Source organism: Halomonas sp. CH40 (genome assembly GCA_041875495.1).
Taxonomy (GTDB): domain Bacteria; phylum Pseudomonadota; class Gammaproteobacteria; order Pseudomonadales; family Halomonadaceae; genus Vreelandella.
In genome coordinates this window covers 2,863,003-2,881,581 of the sequence record CP112982.1, presented here as the reverse complement: position 1 = coordinate 2,881,581, position 18,579 = coordinate 2,863,003, and the positions used below count along the sequence as shown (strand labels likewise).

Genomic DNA, 18,579 nt, shown 5'->3' with positions numbered 1-18,579 from the left:
AGTGAAAAGCATGCACCCCGTTATTGCCTTTGATGTGTACGGCACCCTGATTGACACCCAGGGTGTGACCGCTGAGCTTGAGAAGCGCCTGGGTGAGCCTGGTAAAGCCGTCAAATTTGCCCGCCGCTGGCGCGATAAACAGTTGGAGTACAGCTTTCGTCATACCCTGATGGGGCATTACCTGCCTTTTGGACAATGTACCCGCGAAGCGCTGATTTTTACCGACCGGGCCCTGCAGGCCGGGCTGACGGACAACGATTGTGACCATCTGATGGCCGTGTATGCCGAGCTGCCCGCCTTTCCCGACGCCGCTCCTGCCCTTCAAAGTCTGAAAGCGGCAGATGTGCGCTGTGTGGCTTTTTCCAACGGCACCCGGGAGGCCGTCAGCCAGCTGCTTGAAAGTAGCGGCCTGGGTGAATTCATGGATGACATTATCAGCGTCGACGAAGTAAAACGCTTTAAACCCGACCCAGCGGTTTACACCCATCTGCGCACCCGGTTGGAATCCCGCCCTGAAAATACCTGGCTGATTTCCAGCAACGCCTTTGACGTCATCGGGGCGGCCCATGCCGGATTACGCAGTGCTTGGGTACGCCGCCATGCGGATGCGCCGTTCGACCCCTGGGGGATTGAGCCGGATATGACAGTCATGGACTTGCAAGCGCTAACGGAACGTTTACTGGCCTAGTGGTATAGCCGAAACCGCAGCGGGCGAGTAAGCTGCCACTTCTTATTGATACCTATAAAGAGCGCTAAAATGTCAAAAAAGATCTATTGTATTGCCAGTTTCAAACCCAAGCCCGGCAAGGAAGAAGCCGTATTCAAAGCGCTACAGGCACTGGAACCTAACACCCGACGTGAAGATGCCTGCCTGCAATACACTGTGACCCGCCAGATTGATAACCCCTTTGCCCAGGGCAGCAGCTACCCGATTGTCTTTCATGAAATCTGGGCAAGCCGGGAAGAGTTCGAAGCGCATTGCCAGCGCAGCGAGATTCAGGACTTTTTTGCCCGCCATGTGGAAGCCGAAGACGGTGATATCGAAGATGCCAATGTGTGTGTCTACACCGATGAACCCTGGAACTTTGACGCGCCCAAGGTCTGAACAGACCCTAATGGAGCTGGGCTGAACCCGATACTGGTTAGGCTTCATTCATCAACAGCCGTACCCCACGCCGATGATGGCGCGGGGTGGTCATAAGCGGCGTTACGAGCACGTCGTCTGGCCTGATTGCGCATCAGATAGATCAGGCCGCCGCCATAAAGCAGGCATAGCCCGACGAGTATGGCGACTTCGCGGCCGAGGCTGGTCAGCGGTGTGCCCAGCTGATTAAGTGCCAGAAACCCCTGGATGCCGGGCTTGGCTGGTATCAGCAGGGTCAGGTAGTCAAGCCAGGCCGGCAGGTTTTCAGCTGGCCAGGCAAAGCCGGCGGTAAATACGATGGGCAGTGAGCTTACCAGCACAATGACGGTCACCAGCTCTGGCCGGGGTAACAGGGCGCCCAGCCAGAGAGCAAACAGGCTGGTGGTGGTAAAGAATAGCAGGCTGAACAGCAACAGCGTCCAAGGCGATGCCTGATGGGGTATGCCGTACAGCTGGAAGAAGAAACCAAAGTAAAGCATGGCAAACAGCAGGTAGATCAGCACAAAGGTCATCACCCTGAGGGGCAGCGCCAGATGTAACGGCGCTGCTGGTCTGCCGAGAAGGCGCCGGGCACGATCCTTGATGGTCACGCTGCCCGCCGCAATCAGTAACGTCTGGTGCAGAATCAATACAAATACCGCCGGAACAATATAGTTGATATAGCCGGAGGTCGGATTAAAGGCCGGTTTGTTGATCAGCCGTACCGGCATGACCTGGCCGGGGATCTGCGCCGCGCTTTCGCCCTTCATCAGGCTGGCCACTATCTGGGTTTCAACGCTGAGCGTGGTCGCCGCCGTCAACAGGCCCTCGACCACGTTACCGTAAATCAGGAAGTAGCTGGCATCTCCGGCAAAGGACAAACTGGTCGGGCGGCCGCGATACACGTCACGCTCGAAGTTGCTGGGAATCACCAGCAGGCCGTGTACCGCATTATTGGCCAGCAGGGTTTCAGCTTCCAGCATGCTGTCTGGCCGCGCCGCCACCCGGATCTGGGGCGTGGCATCTGCCATACGTAACAGTTTGCGCGCCAAATGGGTACGGTCGTGGTCGATGACGGCGATGGCCTGCTCGCCGGGTACGTTCTTCTGATACGGTAGCGGGTAGAGCACCGCATAGAACAATAGACCACCAACAATTACCAGCAGCACGGCGCGGTCGGTGAAGATATTGGCCAGTTCTGCCTGAAAGGCCTGCCAGAGAGACTGTGGTGGAGTAGGCGCCCGTTTCATGAAGGCACCTCTTCAGCAGGGTCTATCACCATCTGTTGGGGCAGGGCAGGAATAGCCAGCGCCAGCGGAACCAGAAACACCAGCAAAGCGGCTAATGGCAGCGCCAGAGTCTGCAGGGAAGCACCGTGATCCGCGACAGCTACCTGCAATTCCATATAGTGGGTTGACGGCATCAGGTTGCCCCACCAGCGGGCCAGCATGTTCATGTCGCCACGCGGGAAGGTCATGCCCATAAAGGCAAAGGCCGGGGCGAGGTAGGCGGCACACAGACTCAGCGCCCGCACCTTGTTGGCCACCAGGGAGAGAATCAGCGTGGCCATGCTTTGCACCGCCATTACCATTAGCGCCATACCGGCCACCAGCCAGAGAATATTGCCTTCCGGCCGCCAACCGAGAAAGACTGAAAACATTCCCAGCATGATCAGCCCCTGGAGCCAGAGGATCAGTGAAAGAGGGGCCATCAACTGCCAGAGGGCTCGGCTGCGCGCGGCAAAACCGGCTGGCAAACTGGCCTGCTCCAAGCGCCAGGACAGCGTCAGTACAGTGGCCACCACAATCAGGATCTGCCAGAGCGCGGGCATGATAGAGGTCACCAGAAACAGCGCATAGCTCATGCCGGCATTGTAAAGCGCGGTGATCTGCGGGCGCACTGGCGCCGCTGCGGCAATGGCATCCGGCAGCGAGTAGCCGCGCCCCAGGCGCAGCGCTACGCCTGCCTTAGCCGAAAAGCTGAAATTGGCCTGAGTCAATGCTGAGGCAATAAATTTGCCTGCCAGCAGGTACTGGCTGTTGTAGAAAGCCACGCTTTCCGGGCTGATCGAAAGACGCAGCTCGCGGCCAAATTCCGGCGGCACAATCACCAGCGCCAGAATATCACCGCGCTGCAACGCCGCTGAGCCCTCGTAAGCAGAAGGGTAAGGGTGATCCAGCGCCAATGCGGGGCTGGCGTCCAGATGGCGAAGATAGGCGCGTGATTCCGTGCTGTGGTCAAGATCCACCACGCCCACCGGCAGCGATTTAGGGGTGCCGGAGGCAAACAGGGCGATAAACATCAGCGTCAGCAACGGCGGTAACCATACTACCAGAGCCAGTAACCAGGGCTGGCAGCGTAACGCCTGCCAGCCATCAAGTCGGGTGGGCTTCATCCGTTAGCTTCCGGCAGCTCTAACAGCAGGCTCATGCCTGCGCGCAAGCCGTCCACAGGCTCGAGCGGGTGCATTTCCACCTCAAAGGTGCGCATATCAAACCCACGCCCCGGCACGGTGGCCCGCCAGGTGGCGTAATCTCCCAGAGCGGCGATATGGCGAACTTCAAAGCGGGCCTGCCGGTCAAGGGCGGGAATATACAGGGTAAATTCAGCGCCCTCCTGAAAGCGCTGTAACAAGTCTTCGCGCACATGGAACAGTGCCCAGGCTTCTTCCAGGTCAGTAATCATCACCACGGGAAAGCCCTGGGGCACCAGTTCGCCGCTGTTCAGCAGCACATTGCTGACGACCCCGGCGTGATGGGCATAGCCCTTGGTGTCTTCCAGCAGCTCATTGATTTCATCGCGCAGGCTGGTGGTGATCTCTGTGCCTGCCTGAGTGGCGGTACGCGCTTCTTCACGAGGGCCGGCTTCGGCCAGACGCAGAATTTCACCGGCGGTGATGCGGGTCTGCTCGGCCACGCGCAGCAGGGTGAAGCTTTCATCCAGACGCTGGCGAGCCACTACGCCTTCTTCTACCAGTACCCGCAGGCGCTCATAGGTGGTGCGCGCCATGGCTTCGGCGCTCCTGGCTTTTTCGAACTCACTGCGGGCAGCAGCGATCTTTTCTTCACGGGTACCGCCTTCCACCGCCTGGGCAATCGAGCGGCTGATGGTGTCCAGGGCATCCACCTGGGTCAGCTTGGCTTCAAGCTCCGGGCTATCAATCCGAAACACCACATCGCCAACCTGAACACGGTCGCCACGGCGTACCTCTATCTCGGCCAGCCGCCCCGGCACTTTGGAGCCAACCATATACTGATGGGCTTCCACCTGCCCCTGCAGGCGCAAAGGTGGAGAACTATAAGTGCGCCAGAACACCACGGCTACCGTGACAGCGACAATCGCCAGTACAGCCAGAATGAGCAGCCTGCGCGGGGTTACTGAACGTTGGGTCACGGAATCTGATCTCCTTCATTGAGATAGGTAAAAAACGCATCCTGCTGGCCGGAAAGGTTCAAAAGGCGGGCAAAGGAGAGGACAAACCGGAACGCGGCGGCATCGCGACGGGTATGGGTTGTCGAGAGAAAGGTCTGGGCATCAATCACATCGAGCGCGCGCCCCAGGCCTTCTGAAAATGCCAGTTGCTGCAGGCGCAGGCTTTCTTTCGCCAGATTGACGGTGCTGGCCAGATCCTGATATTCAGCCAATGCCTGATGGGCCTCGCGGTACTGCTGATCCAGCAGCAGCCCGAGCTTGCGCGCTGCGCCGCGTTGACGATAGCCCAACTCGGAAACTGTGCTGACCGCTGCCTGAAGCTTGCCGCTGCGGCCACTGCGGTCGAGTAACGGCATGCGAACCCCCACACCTACCAACCAGTCGGGGGTTAGGTCGCTGGCTAATGAGTCGTTTTCGTACAGGTTAACGCTACCGTAGACAAACACATTTGGTTGGTACTCACTGCGCCGGGCGTCTACCACGCTTTCGGCCTGTGCCTGGGTGGTGGCCAGCAGGCGCAGTACGGGATGGTCGGCAAGCCCTGTCTGAAAGTGCTCAATAGGCGGCAGTGATTCCAGAGTGAACAGCAGCGATGCAGGTGAGGGCGACGATGTGCCCTGGTAATGAACTAGCGAGCCAAGCGCCTGTTGAGCGCTATCCCGCTGTTCCTGCACGGCACGGGTGGTGATGCGCGAACGGTCGTAAGCGGCCTCAGCGGCCAGGCGTTCAACCCGGGCAATCTGGTACTGGTTTTCCAGCGAGCGGGCGGAGTGAAAGTGCTGGCCAAGGGTTTCTTCCGCCTGCTGCTGGGTGGCCAGTGCCCGCTGGGCCATCACCAGGCCGTAATACACGCTGACCAGCTCGATAAAGCGTTCACGGTAAATCTCTTCAAGCAGCAGGTCGGCTTTGCGTTCTTCCAGGCTCAGTAAATCCCTGGCGGCGGTAATCTTACCGCCGGTGTAAACGGGCCAGAACATGGCCAGTGAACTGCGTGCAATATGTCTCTCAGTGACCGGTGTGGTGAAGGCGTCAGGGCCGCCTGCCAGGCCAACCAGGGCTTGCCCGGGCAGGGTGTTGGATACGCTGCTCAGCGGGTTGAGCGCCAGAGCGTCGAGCTCAATCTCACTGTCCAGATAGGTGTAGGAGCCAATCAGGTCAAGCTGTGGCATCAGCAGGTTGTCGCGGGTTGATAGCAAGGCGGCTGCCCGCTCCTGAGCCGCCTGCCCCGCCGCGACCTCGTCGTTGAGGGTGCGCACCTGCTGCCAAGCCTGTTCCAAGGTTAACGCAGAGGCCTGAAGAGGCACGGCAGACAAGACAAACAGCAGGGATATCCCTATTCCACTGGCGGTGTTTTTCACGCGTTTTTCCTGTTTTGAGCAGTTATCTTTTTTTAGCTTAGACCATAGCGTCCCGCTTATGTAAGCAAAATGTATATTCCTGTTGGCCTAGAGAAATCCGTATCTTGGTTTATAGTGAAAACATATGACCTATTGTAATTATGAGGTCATTTCCTGCATTTGAGATTGAGTTGTTCAGACTTCACTTATAAATATTTTATTCACGGAAAGGATGCTTTCATGCCCCACGCCCGCTCAGTGTTTACCCCACTCTCCCAAAGTCAGCCAGCTCCAGGGCATCATCATGGGGCCTGCTGCTGTGGTTCGCCTGTGTTGCAGCAGTTTCATAACCGGGTGATGGCAGAGATCACCCGGCGGCAGATGCTGGGTGGGACGGCTGCGGTCATGGCCATGTTCGCAGGGTTGCACACGCCCTTTGCGGTGGGTCAGCAGCCTGAGCAGCGTGATGGCCCCATGCTGTTGACCAATCTGAAGCTGTTTGACGGCACCGGCGGCGCCTTGCAGGAAGGCATGGCGGTCAGGGTGGAAGGTGGCAAGATCACCGCCATTCTGCCCGCCGGGGGGGAAGCCGGAGAGGCTGATGTGATTGACTGCGGTGGGCGGGTATTGATGCCCGGCCTGATTGATGCCCATTGGCATACCACGCTAGCGGCGATTTCCCAGGTGGAAGCCATGACGGCTGATATCGGCTATGTGCATCTGGTGGCGGCTCGGGAAGCTGAGCGCACCCTGATGCGCGGGGTGACTTCGGTGCGTGATGTGGGCGGGCCTTCCTTTGCGCTTAAGCGCGCCATAGATAACGGCGTGGCGGTTGGGCCGCGTATCTTTCCGGCCGGTGCGATGATCTCCCAGACTTCCGGGCATGGCGATTTCCGTATGCGCCATGAAGTACCCCGTGGCACTACCACGCCGCTGAGCGAAGCCGAGCGTCAGGGCGTTGCCATGATTGCCGATGGTGAAGTGGAGGTATTACGCCGTACCCGTGAGCAGCTGATGCTCGGGGCCTCGCAGATCAAACTGATGGCCGGTGGCGGCGTGGCGTCATCCTATGACCCCCTGGACAGCACCCAGTTTACCGAGCGCGAACTGCGCGCAGCGGTAGAAGCGGCAGACGACTGGGGCACCTACGTCATGGTGCATGTGTATACCTCCAAGGGGATTCAGCGTTCGCTGCGGGCGGGCGTCAAGTCGATCGAGCATGGCCAACTGGCGGATGAAGACAGTGTGCGCATGATGGCCGACCACGATGCCTGGTGGAGCCTGCAGCCCTTTCTGCAGGATGAAGATTCCAATGTCTACCCGGATGCCGCGCGCCGCGAATCCCAGCGCCAGGTGGCGGAAGGCACGCTGCGCGCCTACGAAATGGCCCAGCGTTTCAACGTCAAGACCGCCTGGGGAACCGATATTCTCTTTAATCCCAAGAACACCCCTAACCAGCTGCGCCACCTGGCCAAGCTGACGCGCTTTTACGACCCGCTGACGGCGCTGGCCATGGCCACCGGGCGCAATGGCGAACTGCTAGCGCTTTCCGGCCCGCGTAACCCTTACCCCGGAGTGCTGGGCAAGATAGAAGAAGGTGCACTGGCTGACCTTCTGCTGGTGGATGGCGATCCAAGCCAGAATCTGGACTTCCTGCATGACCCTGAAGGCAACCTAACCATGATCATGAAAGGAGGGCGCATCTATAAAGACCAGCGCTAGGGTCTGTTGACGTTTCATCGCGAACCGCGTTGCTGCGCTAAAGGGCGTCAGGCAAGGCGCGACACGACGGCAATGGTTGTGCCCTTACCGAGTGGCGCAACGCCGCATGGCGTTCTTTGGTGCGCAACCCGAAGGGACAGGGCCCTTTTGGCACAGCCCTGCGTTGTTCGTCGCTAATTGGGAACCACCCAACCACGCTCCTCACGCCTTGTTCTGCACCAAAAGGGCCTCTGTCGCGGCCGTGATGAAACGTCAACAGACCCTAAATTAACGCTATTGTTTGTTTGATAAAAAGAGCTATTAAAAGGAGTTAATATGAGTATGCAATGGAATAAACCTTTCGCCGCTGTCGCCCTGTGTCTGTCAGCTATGAGCACCACCGCTTTGGCAGCGGACTTCCCCAGTGCAGCGGAAAGTGACCCGGCGCGCCTGGGCTGGATGGTCGGCTCACCGCCTCCTGAAGAGCGTATGATCCGCTTTGAGGATGGCAGTTATTTCCAGTTTCCTGCCATGCGCTGGAGCGTCGCCAACTTTCGCCAGCTGATGCCTACCGTCAATATATCCCGTGGGCTGTCAGCGCCGGGCAGCCTGGATGACCGGCTGGATGAAGGTATCGATGGCCTGACGTTTACGCCGACGCAATCAGATACCTCCATGACCTGGGCGCAATCCCTGCAGGAAAATTATACCGATGGTATTGTCGTGCTACATAAGGGCGATATTGTCTATGAACGCTATTTTGGCGTTATGAAACCGGAAGGCCAGCATGGCGCCATGTCGGTGACCAAAACCTTTATCGGCACCCTTGCCGCTCAACTGGTGGCAGAAGGTAAGCTTGACCCGATGCGCAGTGTGGCAAGCTATGTGCCTGAACTGGCTGCGTCCGCCTTTGGCTCGGCCACGCTGCGCCAGCTGATGGATATGACCACGGGTATCCGCTTCAGTGAAGATTACGCCGACCCCAATGCCGACGTCTGGGCCCACGCGGCGGCGGGTAATCCGCTGCCTAAACCCGAAGGCTATACTGGCCCGCGCTCCTACTATGAATTTCTGCAAACGGTGCAGCCTGAAGGCGAGCACGGCGAGGCTTTCCACTATCGTACAGCTAACACCGATGCCCTGGGCTGGGTGTTGGCCCGCGTTACGGGGCGCACGGTGGCTGAGCTGCTCAGCGAGAAAATCTGGCGTCATCTGGGTACCGAGCAGGATGCCTACATGAGCGTTGACTCCACCGGCACTCCTTTTGCTGGCGGTGGGCTTAACCTTGGCCTGCGGGATCTGGCGCGTTTTGGTGAGATGGTGCGCCAGCAGGGCCGCTATAACGGCCAGCAGATCCTCGCCCCCGAAGTGGTTGAGGATATTCGCGCCGGAGGCAGTCAAGAGGCCTTTGCCAAGGCGGGCTACGCCCAGCTGGATGGCTGGAGTTACCGCAACATGTGGTGGGTAGCTCACAACCCGCAGGGTGCCTTTATGGCCCGGGGCGTTCATGGTCAGGCGCTGTATATCGACCCCACGGCAGAGATGGTGATTGCCCGTTTTGCCAGCCACCCGGTATCAGCCAATGCCGCCAACGATGCCACCACGTTACCCGCCTTTAATGCCGTTGCACATTATCTGATGGAGGCTGAAGCGCCTCAGTAAGGTTTTGGCTTTAAACACAGCGGCTGTCATCGCCAACCCCCTCAATTGAGGGGGTTGGCGTTTCTGCGCTCGGTGGGTAGTAGGTGAGTTAGCGCTGCTATCAAGAAACAATGTTATTCACAGAGCCTGCCCGCCAATTTTTTCGACGCTGGAAGGCTGTTCCGTGTACTTTTTGTACTCGTTGCCGTGGGATGCCTATGACATCTGAGGAATCATCTATAGTGAATCTAGAATGCTTAATAAAACCTTAATGTGAGTATTTTGTTGGTTGGCTGACTTGTTAGCCGCTTATTGAAGTGGTGTTGAAAGACGGTATCGACTTGGCAAGGTCAGGGGTCAATAACAATAAAAGGAGTTCTGCCATGAATAGTTCTTCCATAGATGGTTATGCGATGAACAGCTCTAACGTGAACAGCTCTGCAACAGATTCGCCAGAAACAGCTAACTCGCCAACAGGGGGGGCATCCGACACTGGCGGGCATGGCGAAGAAACTACCTCCGCCGCCTCTCAACAACCGCCGATAACCAAGATCTATATCAACTCAGTCAGTATGGATCGACCTAAATCCTGGTTGTTGGCAGGTGTGGAAGATTTCCGCCGGGCGCCGGTTGTCAGCCTGGCTTACGGGATCTTCTGGGTGGGGCTGAGTTTAGCCGTTACTGCGGGGGCGGTGACCATGGGGTTCTGGCACGTTCTGCTGCCGCTGATCGCTGGTTTTATGTTCATCGGCCCGCTGGTGGCGGTAGGCACCTATGGGGTCAGCCAGGCAATTGAGCGCGGGCAAACGCCTCATCTCGGGCACGCCCTGGGTTGCTGGCGGCCACATGCTGGCCAGCTGGCGATGATGGGCCTGATGATGACGATCTTCTTTCTGGCCTGGATTCGGCTGGCAACGCTTTTGTTCGCGCTGTTCTTTGGCATGAACGTGCCCAACGTCGATACGATCTACCTGGCGCTGTTTACTACCCTGCAGGGGCTGACCATGCTGGCGGTGGGAACGGCCATTGGCGGCGTCCTGGCTTTTGGCGCCTTTACCATCAGCGTGGTGGCCATTCCTACTCTGATGGATCGCGACCTCACCTTTATGGAAGGCATTGAAGCCAGTATCCGCAGTGTTGCCCATAATTTCCGCCCGATGCTGCTGTGGGCCGCCATCCTGACAGGCTGTGTGGTCGCGGGTGTGCTGACCTTTTATATCGGGCTGGCACTGGTGCTGCCTGTGCTCGGCTATGCCAGCTGGCATGCTTATGAAGACCTGGTGCGCTTTGACGAACCTGCAAAATCCTGAAACAGACATCCAGGGGGCGTAGGGAGCGCCCCCCTGGGTGATTGACTGAAAACTCTGGGGAGACCTGCAAAAACCTTAACGCTATTTATTTTCTGGCTGCACTTCCTGACTGATAACAACAAGAGGGGGAATTGATGAGCCGACTTACCTGGGCCGCCCTGGGCGCCGCGACTCAGCCGTTTTTAACGGCTACCGTACAGGCATCATCTATCAATACATCATCCGGATGGAATATGCCGGCTGGGGTCACCGAGATCAGCCGGGAAGTGTTCGGGCTGCATATGACCATCTTCTGGATCTGCGTCGCCATTGCCGTCGTGGTTTTTGGCGTCATGTTCTACTCGCTGATTGCCTACCGCAAATCCAAAGGCGCCAGCGCCGCGCATTTCCATGAAAATACCGTCGTTGAAATACTCTGGACAGCTGTTCCCATGGTGATACTGGTGCTGATGGCAGTGCCGGCAACCGCCACCCTGAAAAAGATGTACGACACTTCACAGGCCGATATCGACATCCTGGTGACCGGCTATCAATGGCGCTGGCGCTATGAGTATCTTGAAAATGACGTCGAGTTTTTCAGTAATCTGGCCACGCCCAGAGAACAGATCCACGGAACCCAAGCCAAGGGTAACAACTATCTGGTGGAAGTGGATGAAGCCATGGTGGTGCCCACGGGCCAGAAAATCCGCCTGCTGCTGACCGCCAACGATGTCATTCACTCCTGGTGGGTGCCTGATCTGGCGGTCAAGAAGGATGCCATCCCCGGCTTTGTCAACGAGACCTGGTTCGAAGTGGATGAACCCGGCGTTTACCGTGGCCAGTGTGCCGAGCTATGTGGCAGTGGCCACGCCATGATGCCTATTGAGGTACGGGCTGTGACCCCGGAAGACTATGCCGTCTGGTTGGAAAGTAAACGCGATGCCGCCGCTGCTGAAGCCGCAGGTGCAGGGCGTGAGTGGTCAATGGATGAGCTGATGGAGCGCGGCGAGGCGACCTACGCCACCTACTGTGCTGCCTGTCATCAACCGAACGGTAAAGGGGTGCCGCCGGCTTTCCCCGCCCTGGCAGGCGAAGGCATCTCGGTTGACCCGGATGCGCTGGAAGACCACAAGCAAATCGTTCTGCACGGCAGGTCGGGTACGGCGATGGCTGCCTTCGGTGAAAACCTCTCACCTTCCGAAATTGCGGCAGTGATTACCTACGAGCGTAATGCCTGGGGGAATGAGACGGGTGATGAGGTACAGCCAGCGGAAATTCAGGCCATGCTGGAATCTGAATAGCGTAGCGCTGATAACAACAATCATAAACTGCTCTTAACAACGCTCATAACAAGAAATACGGAAAGCGTATAAAAGAGCGTAAAAACAAGAGGCTAATGTTATGGCATCTGATACGTCGCAAGCGACCGTGCAGGCGAGTACGAGCGGTGTCGCACATGGCGGTGCCGCGCACGCATCGCACGGGCCGACTGGCATACTGCGCTGGGTCGTCACCACCAACCATAAAGAAATCGGCTCTCTGTATCTGCTGTTCTCACTGGTGATGCTGTTTATCGGCGGCAGTATGGCGCTGGTGATCCGAACCGAGCTGTTTCAGCCCGGCCTACAGTTTATCCAGCCGGAATTCTTTAACCAGATGACCACCATGCATGGGCTGATCATGGTGTTTGGCGCCATCATGCCTGCCTTTGTCGGCCTGGCGAACTGGATGATCCCGATGCAGATCGGCGCGCCGGATATGGCCTTGCCCCGGCTGAACAACTTCAGCTTCTGGCTGCTGCCGGTAGCGTTCGGCATTCTGCTATCCACTCTGTTCATGGAAGGCGGCGGGCCAAACTTTGGCTGGACCTTCTACGCGCCGCTGTCGACCACCTATGCGCCGCCTTCTACCAGCTTCTTCATTATGTCGATTCACCTGGCAGGCATCAGTTCGATTCTGGGCGCGATCAATATCATCGCCACCATCTTCAATCTGCGTACGCCGGGGATGCGCCTGATGGATATGTCGCTGTTTGTCTGGACCTGGCTGATTACTGCCTTCCTGCTGATTGCGGTGATGCCGGTGCTGGCAGGGGTGGTGACCATGATGTTGATGGATATCAACTTTGGTACCAGCTTCTTCAATGCCGCCGGGGGCGGTGACCCGGTGCTATTCCAGCACCTTTTCTGGTTCTTTGGGCACCCGGAAGTGTACATCATGATCCTGCCGGCCTTTGGTATTGTTTCACTGATCGTGCCAACCTTTGCCCGCAAGCGCCTGTTTGGCTATGCCTCCATGGTCTATGCCACGGCGGCCATTGCCTTACTGTCTTTCATGGTGTGGGCACACCATATGTTTACGGTAGGCATACCGCTGGTGGGGGAGCTGTTTTTCATGTACTCCACCATGCTGATTGCGGTACCCACAGGGGTGAAAATCTTCAACTGGATCGCCACCCTGTTCAGAGGGTCGATTTCCTTTGAAGTCCCCATGCTGTTTGCCCTGGGCTTTATTGTGATGTTCACCATTGGCGGCCTGTCGGGGGTCATGTTGGCCATCGTGCCTGCGGACTTCCAGTATCACGATACCTATTTTGTGGTGGCGCATTTTCACTATGTGCTGGTACCGGGGGCGCTGTTTGCGATCATGGCAGCCGCCTATTACTGGATGCCCAAGTGGACCGGGTATTACGCCAGTGAAACCCTGGGCAAGTGGCATTTCTGGCTGTCGGTGATCGGCGTCAACCTGACCTTCTTCCCCATGCATTTTTCCGGCCTGGCCGGTATGCCGCGACGCATTCCTGATTACGCCCTGCAGTTTGCCGATTTCAACATGCTGTCCTCGATAGGTGGCTTCCTGTTTGGTTTCTCCCAGCTGATTTTTGTCTGGGTGCTGATCAAAGCCATTCGTGGCAGCGGAGAAAAAGCCCATGCCCATGCCTGGGAAGGTGCTGATGGCCTGGAGTGGACGGTACCCAGCCCAGCGCCATTGCATACCTTTGATACGCCGCCTCCTTTCGACCCGCTGACTGAATCACCGAGTCGTCACTAGCCGCTTCTGGAGGTTGCCATGAGCACAACACAAGCACGTGCCGGAGTCAGGCGAACCGTGATCAAGACGCTCTGCGTTCTGGTGGGTATGGTGGGTTTTACCCTGGCGTTAATACCGCTGTACGACGTCTTTTGTGAAATCACCGGCCTGAACGGCAAGACGGCCAGTTCGGCTCAGGTGGTCAGCGCAGGTGACGTGGATGAATCCCGTGAGGTGCGGGTTCAGCTGGTCACCCGCACCGGCACCGGGCTTTCCTGGCAGCTGCAGGCGCTGGACCCTGTGATCACCGTGCATCCTGGGGAAATCTCTCAGGCCATGTTCCGGTTTACCAATCTGGGCGATATCACCAGTTCAGGCAAGGCGGTGCCGAGTATCACGCCGTCGGCAGGGGCAGAACATTTCCGCAAGATGGAATGTTTCTGTTTCCAGCAGCAATCGCTGATGGCGGGCGAAACACTTCAGTTGCCGCTGGTTTTCCAGATTGCCCCGGATCTGCCTGAGCATATCAAGACATTAACGCTGGCCTATTCGCTTTATCCAAGCGATGAAGATGAAGTGGTCGCACTGGGAGGCGCGTATGACTAGTCAGTATTATGTTCCCCCTACCAGTAAGTGGCCCATCATTGCCGTGGTAGTGATTGGCAGTACCGCCATTGGTGCCGGTTCCCTGATGAGCTATGGAACGGGCCTGCCGTTTTTGGTGGTAGGGCTGGTGGGGATTGCTCTGGTGATGGCGGGCTGGTTCAGGGATGTGGTCAATGAATCCATGGGCGGGCTCTACGATAGCCAGATGGATCGCTCCTTCCGCCAGGGAATGGCCTGGTTCATCTTCTCGGAAGTGATGTTCTTTGCGGCCTTTTTCGGGGCGCTTTTCTACGTCCGGGTATTTGCCGTGCCCTGGCTGGATGGCGAGGGCGCCAAGGGCGTTACTGCGCTGCTGTGGCCGGAGTTCACCGCCAGCTGGCCCTTGATGGATACCCCGGACCCGAGCATTGGTGGCCCGTGGGAAGTCGTTAACCCCTGGAAGTTACCGCTGATCAACACCCTGATCCTGGTGACCTCCAGTGTGACGCTCACCATTGCCCATCATGCGCTGAAAGCGGGCGACCGGCCCAGGCTGCGCCAATGGCTGATCGTCACCTTGCTGTTGGGGTTGGTGTTTCTGGTGGTTCAGGGCGTCGAGTACGTGGAAGCCTGGAATCATCTTGGCCTGACGCTGCAAGCGGGTATCTACGGCTCGACCTTTTTCATGCTGACAGGGTTTCATGGCCTGCACGTCACCATTGGTGCCATTGTCCTTGCGGTACTGCTGGTCCGCGTGCTGAAAGGCCATTTCAGTGCGGACAACCACTTTGCCTTCGAAGCCGGTGCCTGGTACTGGCACTTTGTGGATGTGGTCTGGATTGGCCTCTTCCTGTTTGTCTATGTTTTTTGAAATAGGTTTTCTGAGATCGGTTTTCTAAAGCCGCTCGCCTAGCTGAGCTGGCCCTGGGAAAACCCATAGATCAACAGCAGCATCAGCACCACGGCCAGGGTGATGCGCAGTTTCAGAGAGGTCAGCGTCCGCCTGGAACTGGAGGCATCCTTGAGCAGAAAACCGGCGCCTGCAGCCAGGCTGGCCAGCATGGCGATAAAGGTAAGGGCGATCAGGAGCTTTAGCATGTTCAACTCCACAGCGCTGAAGCGCAGAAATGGCAGGGCATTCAGTCGACCAAATAACCGCCGCCAGGTCAAACGCCTTGTCAGCCTGACGGGCTGGTGGGCGCTCTGGGTGAGCCTGACGGTGGTGGGGCTCTTGCTGGCTCACTGGCAGTGGCAGCGGGCCGCAGAGAAAACCCAGTTGATCGCTCAGCAAGCCGCTACTGAAAGGCTGCACAACCCCCAGGCGGCCCCCGCCAATCTGGCCAAGGTAACGCTCTCTGGCTACTTTCTGGGCGAACAGACCCTATGGCTGGATAACCGGGTGCTGGAAGGGCAGGTCGGAGTCGCGGTACTGACGCCCTTCGTGGCGGATAGCGGCCACTGGTGGCTTGTTCAGCGTGGTTTTATGCCCACCGTGGTGGATCGCAGTGTCGAGCCGGAGGTCAGCACACCGCAGGGGCCACAGGAAATCAGCGGTGTCTGGCAGCATCTCCAGTCAGGCAATCTGGTGTTGGGGGAGAACCGCGAAGGTAACCGCCTGCAATCGATTGCGCTAAGCCCCTGGCAAGCGCTGACGCAAGCGCATTTTCAGGGCGTGCTGCACCAGAATGCCGGCGAGGGCAAGCTGGCCAGCTGGTGGAAGCCCAGCCAGATGCCTCCCGAGCGGCACATTGGCTATGCCGTTCAGTGGCTCTTGCTGGCGCTTTTGGCGTTGGTGATGGGCGTGGTCGGGCACCGGGTGCTTTATCAAGACAAGCCTCACAACCGCCGTGAGGAGAGAGCATGAGGGGAGAGACTATGAAAGCCAAACTGCAGCTTATTGTGTTGATAGTGGTGCTGGGGGCGCCCGTGCCGGTTGCCTGGGCGATGCTGCACTGGCAGGTCGGTATCCCGCAGAGCGATGTGGCCCGGGGGGAGCTGGATCATCAGCTGCCGCCCTTGAACCAGTGGCCGCTGGAATGGCAGGCCAGCAATGAGCGCTGGTCACTGGTGTGGAGCGCACCGCAAGCCTGTGCCACCGACTGCCAGGCTCAGGCGGACCAATGGTGGCGGATGCACAGAGCCTTGGGGCGCAAAGCAATCCGGGTAGAGCGCCTGCGCCTGAGTGAGCAGCAACAGAAGGTGTTGCCGGGAGAGGCCAACCTGCAATGGCAAGGCAGCCCGCCGTCATGGGTGGAGGACTTTCAGGTCTGGCTGGTCGACCCTCAGGGCCTCGTGGTGACCCGCTATGCGGCGCTCCCTGACATAGAGGATGTGCATAAGGATCTGGCGCGTTTGCTGAAACGCAATCCGGAGTAACCGGCCGGAAAACCATATACCCGGAAAACCATATGACCCGGAAAAAGATATACCCGGATAACAATAACAAGGGGTCGCTATGATGATAGCTGACGGCAATCTTCAGGAACGTGATCGCCATACTGTTCAACGGGCCTTGCAGCTGGCCGGGCTTGGTGTGGGTTTTACCTTTGTGGTCATTCTGGTTGGCGTCTGGACGCGCCTGGTGGATGCCGGGCTGGGCTGCCCGGACTGGCCTGGTTGCTATGGCGCCCTGGTGGTGCCGGATGCCGAGCGTGCCGCCGGGTTCGCCCCGGATGCGCCGCTGGATGCCTTCAAAGCCTGGGTTGAAATGTTCCACCGCTATATTGCCTCTGGCCTGGGGCTGGTAGCCCTGGCGCTGGCCTGGCTGGGGTGGCGCAATCGACATATCCCCGGCTATCCGCTGCTGGCAAGCTTTGTATTGCTTGGCCTTATCTGCCTGCAGGGGGCTTTTGGCGCCTGGACGGTCACTCTCCAGCTCTGGCCCCAGGTCGTTACCCTGCACCTGATGGGCGGCTTTAGTGTCCTGGCCACTTTTTTCTGGCTATATCGCCGCCTCAAAGCCTGCCGCGACAGCCACCAGCCCAGCTTGAGGCTGCCTGGCCTCTGGTGGCTGGTGGTGGTGTTGTTAGCCTTGCAGGTGGCGCTCGGGGGGTGGACGTCCAGCAATTACGCCGGCGTGGCCTGCAGCGGGTTTCCTACCTGTAATCACCAGTGGTGGCCTGAGTATATGGATTTCAATGAAGGCTTCCACCTGACACAGGAGGTCGGCCCCAATTATCTGTACGGCCAACTGCACGCCGGGGCACGCACCGCCATTCATTACACTCATCGCCTTGGGGCGCTGCTGCTGGGGGTGGGGCTTTTGGCCCTGGCGCTGCGCTATAAAAACCACGCCCAGGCGCGCCACTGGTTAGGCGTGGCGCTGGGCGCCTATCTGCTGCAGATCTCACTGGGCATCATTCTGGTGTTGAATGCCCTGCCGCTCTCGGTGGCGCTGCTGCATACCGCGGGCGCTGCCGTATTGATGCTGCTGTTGCTGCATAGCGGCTGGGCGCTCGGTAATCGTCAATCCACACCGCAGGTCTTTGCTGACAGGAAGGTGGTTCATGCGTAATACAGGACTGGTAATAGATCCAAAGCAGGAACTGGCAGTGTACTTAAACCTGGTCAGAGACTACTTTGAACTGGGTAAGCCTCGCGTGGTGCTGGTAATGCTGGTATGTGCCGCCGTTGGCATGGCGCTGGCCGTACCGGGGCTGCCGGATATCTGGCTGGCCATGACCGGGCTGGTGGGGATTGGCCTGGCGGCAATGGGCGCGGCGGCCTTCAACCACCTGCTGGATCGGCGTCTGGACAAGCTGATGCTGAGAACCTCCCGGCGCCCGGTGGCAGAAGGCCGGATTGGTGATTGGCAGGCGGCAGCCTATGCCTGTCTGCTGTCGTTAGCGGGCCTGGGGTTTTTGTGGAGTGAAGTCAATCCGCTGACCGCCATACTGACCGCATCAGCACTCTTGGGCTACGCGGTGATATACACCGCTTTTCTGAAACACGCCACGCCGCAGAACATCACCATTGGCGGGCTGGCCGGGGCATCACCGCCCCTGCTGGGCTGGACGGCCATGACCGGCCAGCTAAGCCCGGATGCCTTGCTGCTGGTGCTGATCATCTTTGCCTGGACGCCCCCGCATTTCTGGGCATTGGCCATCCACAAGCGCGAAGAATACGCCGCTGCCGGTGTGCCAATGCTGCCGGTCACCCACGGTAACAGCTTCACCCGCCTGCAGCTTTGGCTGTACGGCTGGTTGACGGTGGCCGCCACGCTTCTGCCATTTGCAACGGGCATGAGTGGCTGGGTCTATCTGCTTGGGGTCATAGGGCTCAACGGCCGGTTCATGTACTGGAACTGGAAAGTCTGGCGCGGCGATGACCCGAAGGCTCCGCTGGGCGCCTTCTGGTTTTCCATCCGCTACATCATGTATCTGTTTGGCTGGTTGCTGCTGGACCATTATCTGGCCCTGATGGGCTAATCACTTGAGGGATC

18 protein-coding genes are annotated in these 18,579 nt (G+C 58.3%); 13 read left to right on the top strand and 5 right to left on the bottom strand.

The annotated features are described in order from the left end of the window. The first annotated feature begins 10 nt into the window (after positions 1-10). Together OR573_13330 and OR573_13325 are read left to right on the top strand one after the other, a co-directional pair. Positions 11-688, top strand: a complete 678-nt coding sequence (locus tag OR573_13330; protein XGA79469.1) for a haloacid dehalogenase type II — start codon at positions 11-13, stop codon at positions 686-688. 69 nt (positions 689-757) lie between these two features. Continuing rightward, a complete protein-coding gene (locus OR573_13325) occupies positions 758-1,105 on the top strand; it encodes a putative quinol monooxygenase (GenBank protein ID XGA79468.1) in 348 nt (115 codons plus the stop codon). Positions 1,106-1,149: 44 nt separating this feature from the next. Here the strand turns inward: OR573_13325 and OR573_13320 are convergent, their stop codons facing one another. The 4 genes from OR573_13320 to OR573_13305 are packed head-to-tail and all read right to left on the bottom strand — an operon-like array spanning position 1,150 to position 5,913. Then, positions 1,150-2,373, bottom strand: a complete 1,224-nt coding sequence (locus tag OR573_13320; GenBank protein XGA79467.1) for an ABC transporter permease — start codon at positions 2,371-2,373, stop codon at positions 1,150-1,152. Continuing rightward, positions 2,370-3,518, bottom strand: a complete 1,149-nt coding sequence (locus OR573_13315) for an ABC transporter permease (GenBank protein ID XGA79466.1) — start codon at positions 3,516-3,518, stop codon at positions 2,370-2,372. Before OR573_13315 ends, OR573_13320 begins: the two co-directional genes overlap by 4 nt. Then, positions 3,515-4,516, bottom strand: a complete 1,002-nt coding sequence (locus tag OR573_13310; protein XGA79465.1) for a biotin/lipoyl-binding protein — start codon at positions 4,514-4,516, stop codon at positions 3,515-3,517. The genes OR573_13315 and OR573_13310 overlap by 4 nt, the downstream gene beginning before the upstream one ends. Next, positions 4,513-5,913 carry a TolC family protein gene (locus tag OR573_13305; GenBank protein XGA79464.1) on the bottom strand — a complete coding sequence of 467 codons (1,401 nt, stop codon included), beginning with the start codon at positions 5,911-5,913 and terminating at the stop codon, positions 4,513-4,515. The genes OR573_13310 and OR573_13305 overlap by 4 nt, the downstream gene beginning before the upstream one ends. Before the next feature lie 219 nt (positions 5,914-6,132). On the opposite strand from OR573_13305, the gene OR573_13300 reads away from it, so the two are divergent. The 7 genes from OR573_13300 to OR573_13270 all read left to right on the top strand — a co-directional run bounded on the left by OR573_13300 (position 6,133) and on the right by OR573_13270 (position 15,009). Beyond that, positions 6,133-7,614: an amidohydrolase family protein gene (locus tag OR573_13300; protein ID XGA79463.1), complete on the top strand. Its 1,482-nt coding sequence runs from the start codon at positions 6,133-6,135 to the stop codon at positions 7,612-7,614. 315 nt (positions 7,615-7,929) lie between these two features. Continuing rightward, positions 7,930-9,255, top strand: a complete 1,326-nt coding sequence (locus OR573_13295) for a serine hydrolase (protein XGA79462.1) — start codon at positions 7,930-7,932, stop codon at positions 9,253-9,255. 551 nt (positions 9,256-9,806) lie between these two features. Further along, positions 9,807-10,544: a DUF2189 domain-containing protein gene (locus tag OR573_13290; GenBank protein XGA81747.1), complete on the top strand. Its 738-nt coding sequence runs from the start codon at positions 9,807-9,809 to the stop codon at positions 10,542-10,544. Between the two features lie 134 nt (positions 10,545-10,678). Continuing rightward, on the top strand, positions 10,679-11,824 hold the full coding sequence (gene coxB / locus OR573_13285) for a cytochrome c oxidase subunit II (protein ID XGA79461.1): 1,146 nt from the start codon (positions 10,679-10,681) through the stop codon (positions 11,822-11,824). A gap of 100 nt (positions 11,825-11,924) precedes the next feature. Continuing rightward, positions 11,925-13,574 (top strand): cytochrome c oxidase subunit I, encoded by a 1,650-nt coding sequence (ctaD, locus tag OR573_13280; protein XGA79460.1) that lies wholly within the window; start codon positions 11,925-11,927, stop codon positions 13,572-13,574. 18 nt (positions 13,575-13,592) lie between these two features. Then, positions 13,593-14,159, top strand: coding sequence for a cytochrome c oxidase assembly protein (locus OR573_13275; protein ID XGA79459.1), 567 nt, complete (start codon positions 13,593-13,595; stop codon positions 14,157-14,159). Beyond that, positions 14,152-15,009, top strand: a complete 858-nt coding sequence (locus tag OR573_13270; protein ID XGA79458.1) for a cytochrome c oxidase subunit 3 — start codon at positions 14,152-14,154, stop codon at positions 15,007-15,009. The genes OR573_13275 and OR573_13270 overlap by 8 nt, the downstream gene beginning before the upstream one ends. 38 nt (positions 15,010-15,047) lie before the next feature. Here the strand turns inward: OR573_13270 and OR573_13265 are convergent, their stop codons facing one another. Then, the gene (locus tag OR573_13265; protein ID XGA79457.1) at positions 15,048-15,236 is read right to left on the bottom strand and encodes a DUF2909 domain-containing protein; all 189 of its coding nucleotides are present in this window, start codon (positions 15,234-15,236) and stop codon (positions 15,048-15,050) included. Between OR573_13265 and OR573_13260 the strand changes: the two genes are divergently transcribed. The 4 genes from OR573_13260 to OR573_13245 all read left to right on the top strand — a co-directional run bounded on the left by OR573_13260 (position 15,235) and on the right by OR573_13245 (position 18,565). Next, complete coding sequence (locus OR573_13260; protein ID XGA79456.1) at positions 15,235-16,002, top strand: SURF1 family protein; 768 nt, start codon at positions 15,235-15,237, stop codon at positions 16,000-16,002. The genes OR573_13265 and OR573_13260 overlap by 2 nt on opposite strands. A gap of 11 nt (positions 16,003-16,013) precedes the next feature. After that, positions 16,014-16,514, top strand: a complete 501-nt coding sequence (locus OR573_13255; GenBank protein XGA79455.1) for a hypothetical protein — start codon at positions 16,014-16,016, stop codon at positions 16,512-16,514. A 79-nt stretch (positions 16,515-16,593) separates the two neighbouring features. After that, positions 16,594-17,652, top strand: coding sequence for a COX15/CtaA family protein (locus OR573_13250; protein ID XGA79454.1), 1,059 nt, complete (start codon positions 16,594-16,596; stop codon positions 17,650-17,652). Further along, positions 17,645-18,565 carry a heme o synthase gene (locus tag OR573_13245; GenBank protein XGA79453.1) on the top strand — a complete coding sequence of 307 codons (921 nt, stop codon included), beginning with the start codon at positions 17,645-17,647 and terminating at the stop codon, positions 18,563-18,565. Before OR573_13250 ends, OR573_13245 begins: the two co-directional genes overlap by 8 nt. Positions 18,566-18,579 lie beyond the last annotated feature (14 nt).

Coding starts and splice junctions, on each gene's coding strand:
- OR573_13250 (XGA79454.1), top strand. CDS start 16,594: ATGATGATAGCTGACGGCAATCTTCAGGAACGTGATCGCCATACTGTT.
- OR573_13270 (XGA79458.1), top strand. CDS start 14,152: ATGACTAGTCAGTATTATGTTCCCCCTACCAGTAAGTGGCCCATCATT.
- OR573_13275 (XGA79459.1), top strand. CDS start 13,593: ATGAGCACAACACAAGCACGTGCCGGAGTCAGGCGAACCGTGATCAAG.
- OR573_13290 (XGA81747.1), top strand. CDS start 9,807: ATGGATCGACCTAAATCCTGGTTGTTGGCAGGTGTGGAAGATTTCCGC.
- OR573_13255 (XGA79455.1), top strand. CDS start 16,014: ATGAAAGCCAAACTGCAGCTTATTGTGTTGATAGTGGTGCTGGGGGCG.
- coxB (XGA79461.1), top strand. CDS start 10,679: ATGAGCCGACTTACCTGGGCCGCCCTGGGCGCCGCGACTCAGCCGTTT.
- ctaD (XGA79460.1), top strand. CDS start 11,925: ATGGCATCTGATACGTCGCAAGCGACCGTGCAGGCGAGTACGAGCGGT.
- OR573_13315 (XGA79466.1), bottom strand. CDS start 3,518: ATGAAGCCCACCCGACTTGATGGCTGGCAGGCGTTACGCTGCCAGCCC.
- OR573_13245 (XGA79453.1), top strand. CDS start 17,645: ATGCGTAATACAGGACTGGTAATAGATCCAAAGCAGGAACTGGCAGTG.
- OR573_13260 (XGA79456.1), top strand. CDS start 15,235: ATGTTCAACTCCACAGCGCTGAAGCGCAGAAATGGCAGGGCATTCAGT.
- OR573_13330 (XGA79469.1), top strand. CDS start 11: ATGCACCCCGTTATTGCCTTTGATGTGTACGGCACCCTGATTGACACC.
- OR573_13325 (XGA79468.1), top strand. CDS start 758: ATGTCAAAAAAGATCTATTGTATTGCCAGTTTCAAACCCAAGCCCGGC.
- OR573_13300 (XGA79463.1), top strand. CDS start 6,133: ATGCCCCACGCCCGCTCAGTGTTTACCCCACTCTCCCAAAGTCAGCCA.
- OR573_13320 (XGA79467.1), bottom strand. CDS start 2,373: ATGAAACGGGCGCCTACTCCACCACAGTCTCTCTGGCAGGCCTTTCAG.
- OR573_13295 (XGA79462.1), top strand. CDS start 7,930: ATGAGTATGCAATGGAATAAACCTTTCGCCGCTGTCGCCCTGTGTCTG.
- OR573_13265 (XGA79457.1), bottom strand. CDS start 15,236: ATGCTAAAGCTCCTGATCGCCCTTACCTTTATCGCCATGCTGGCCAGC.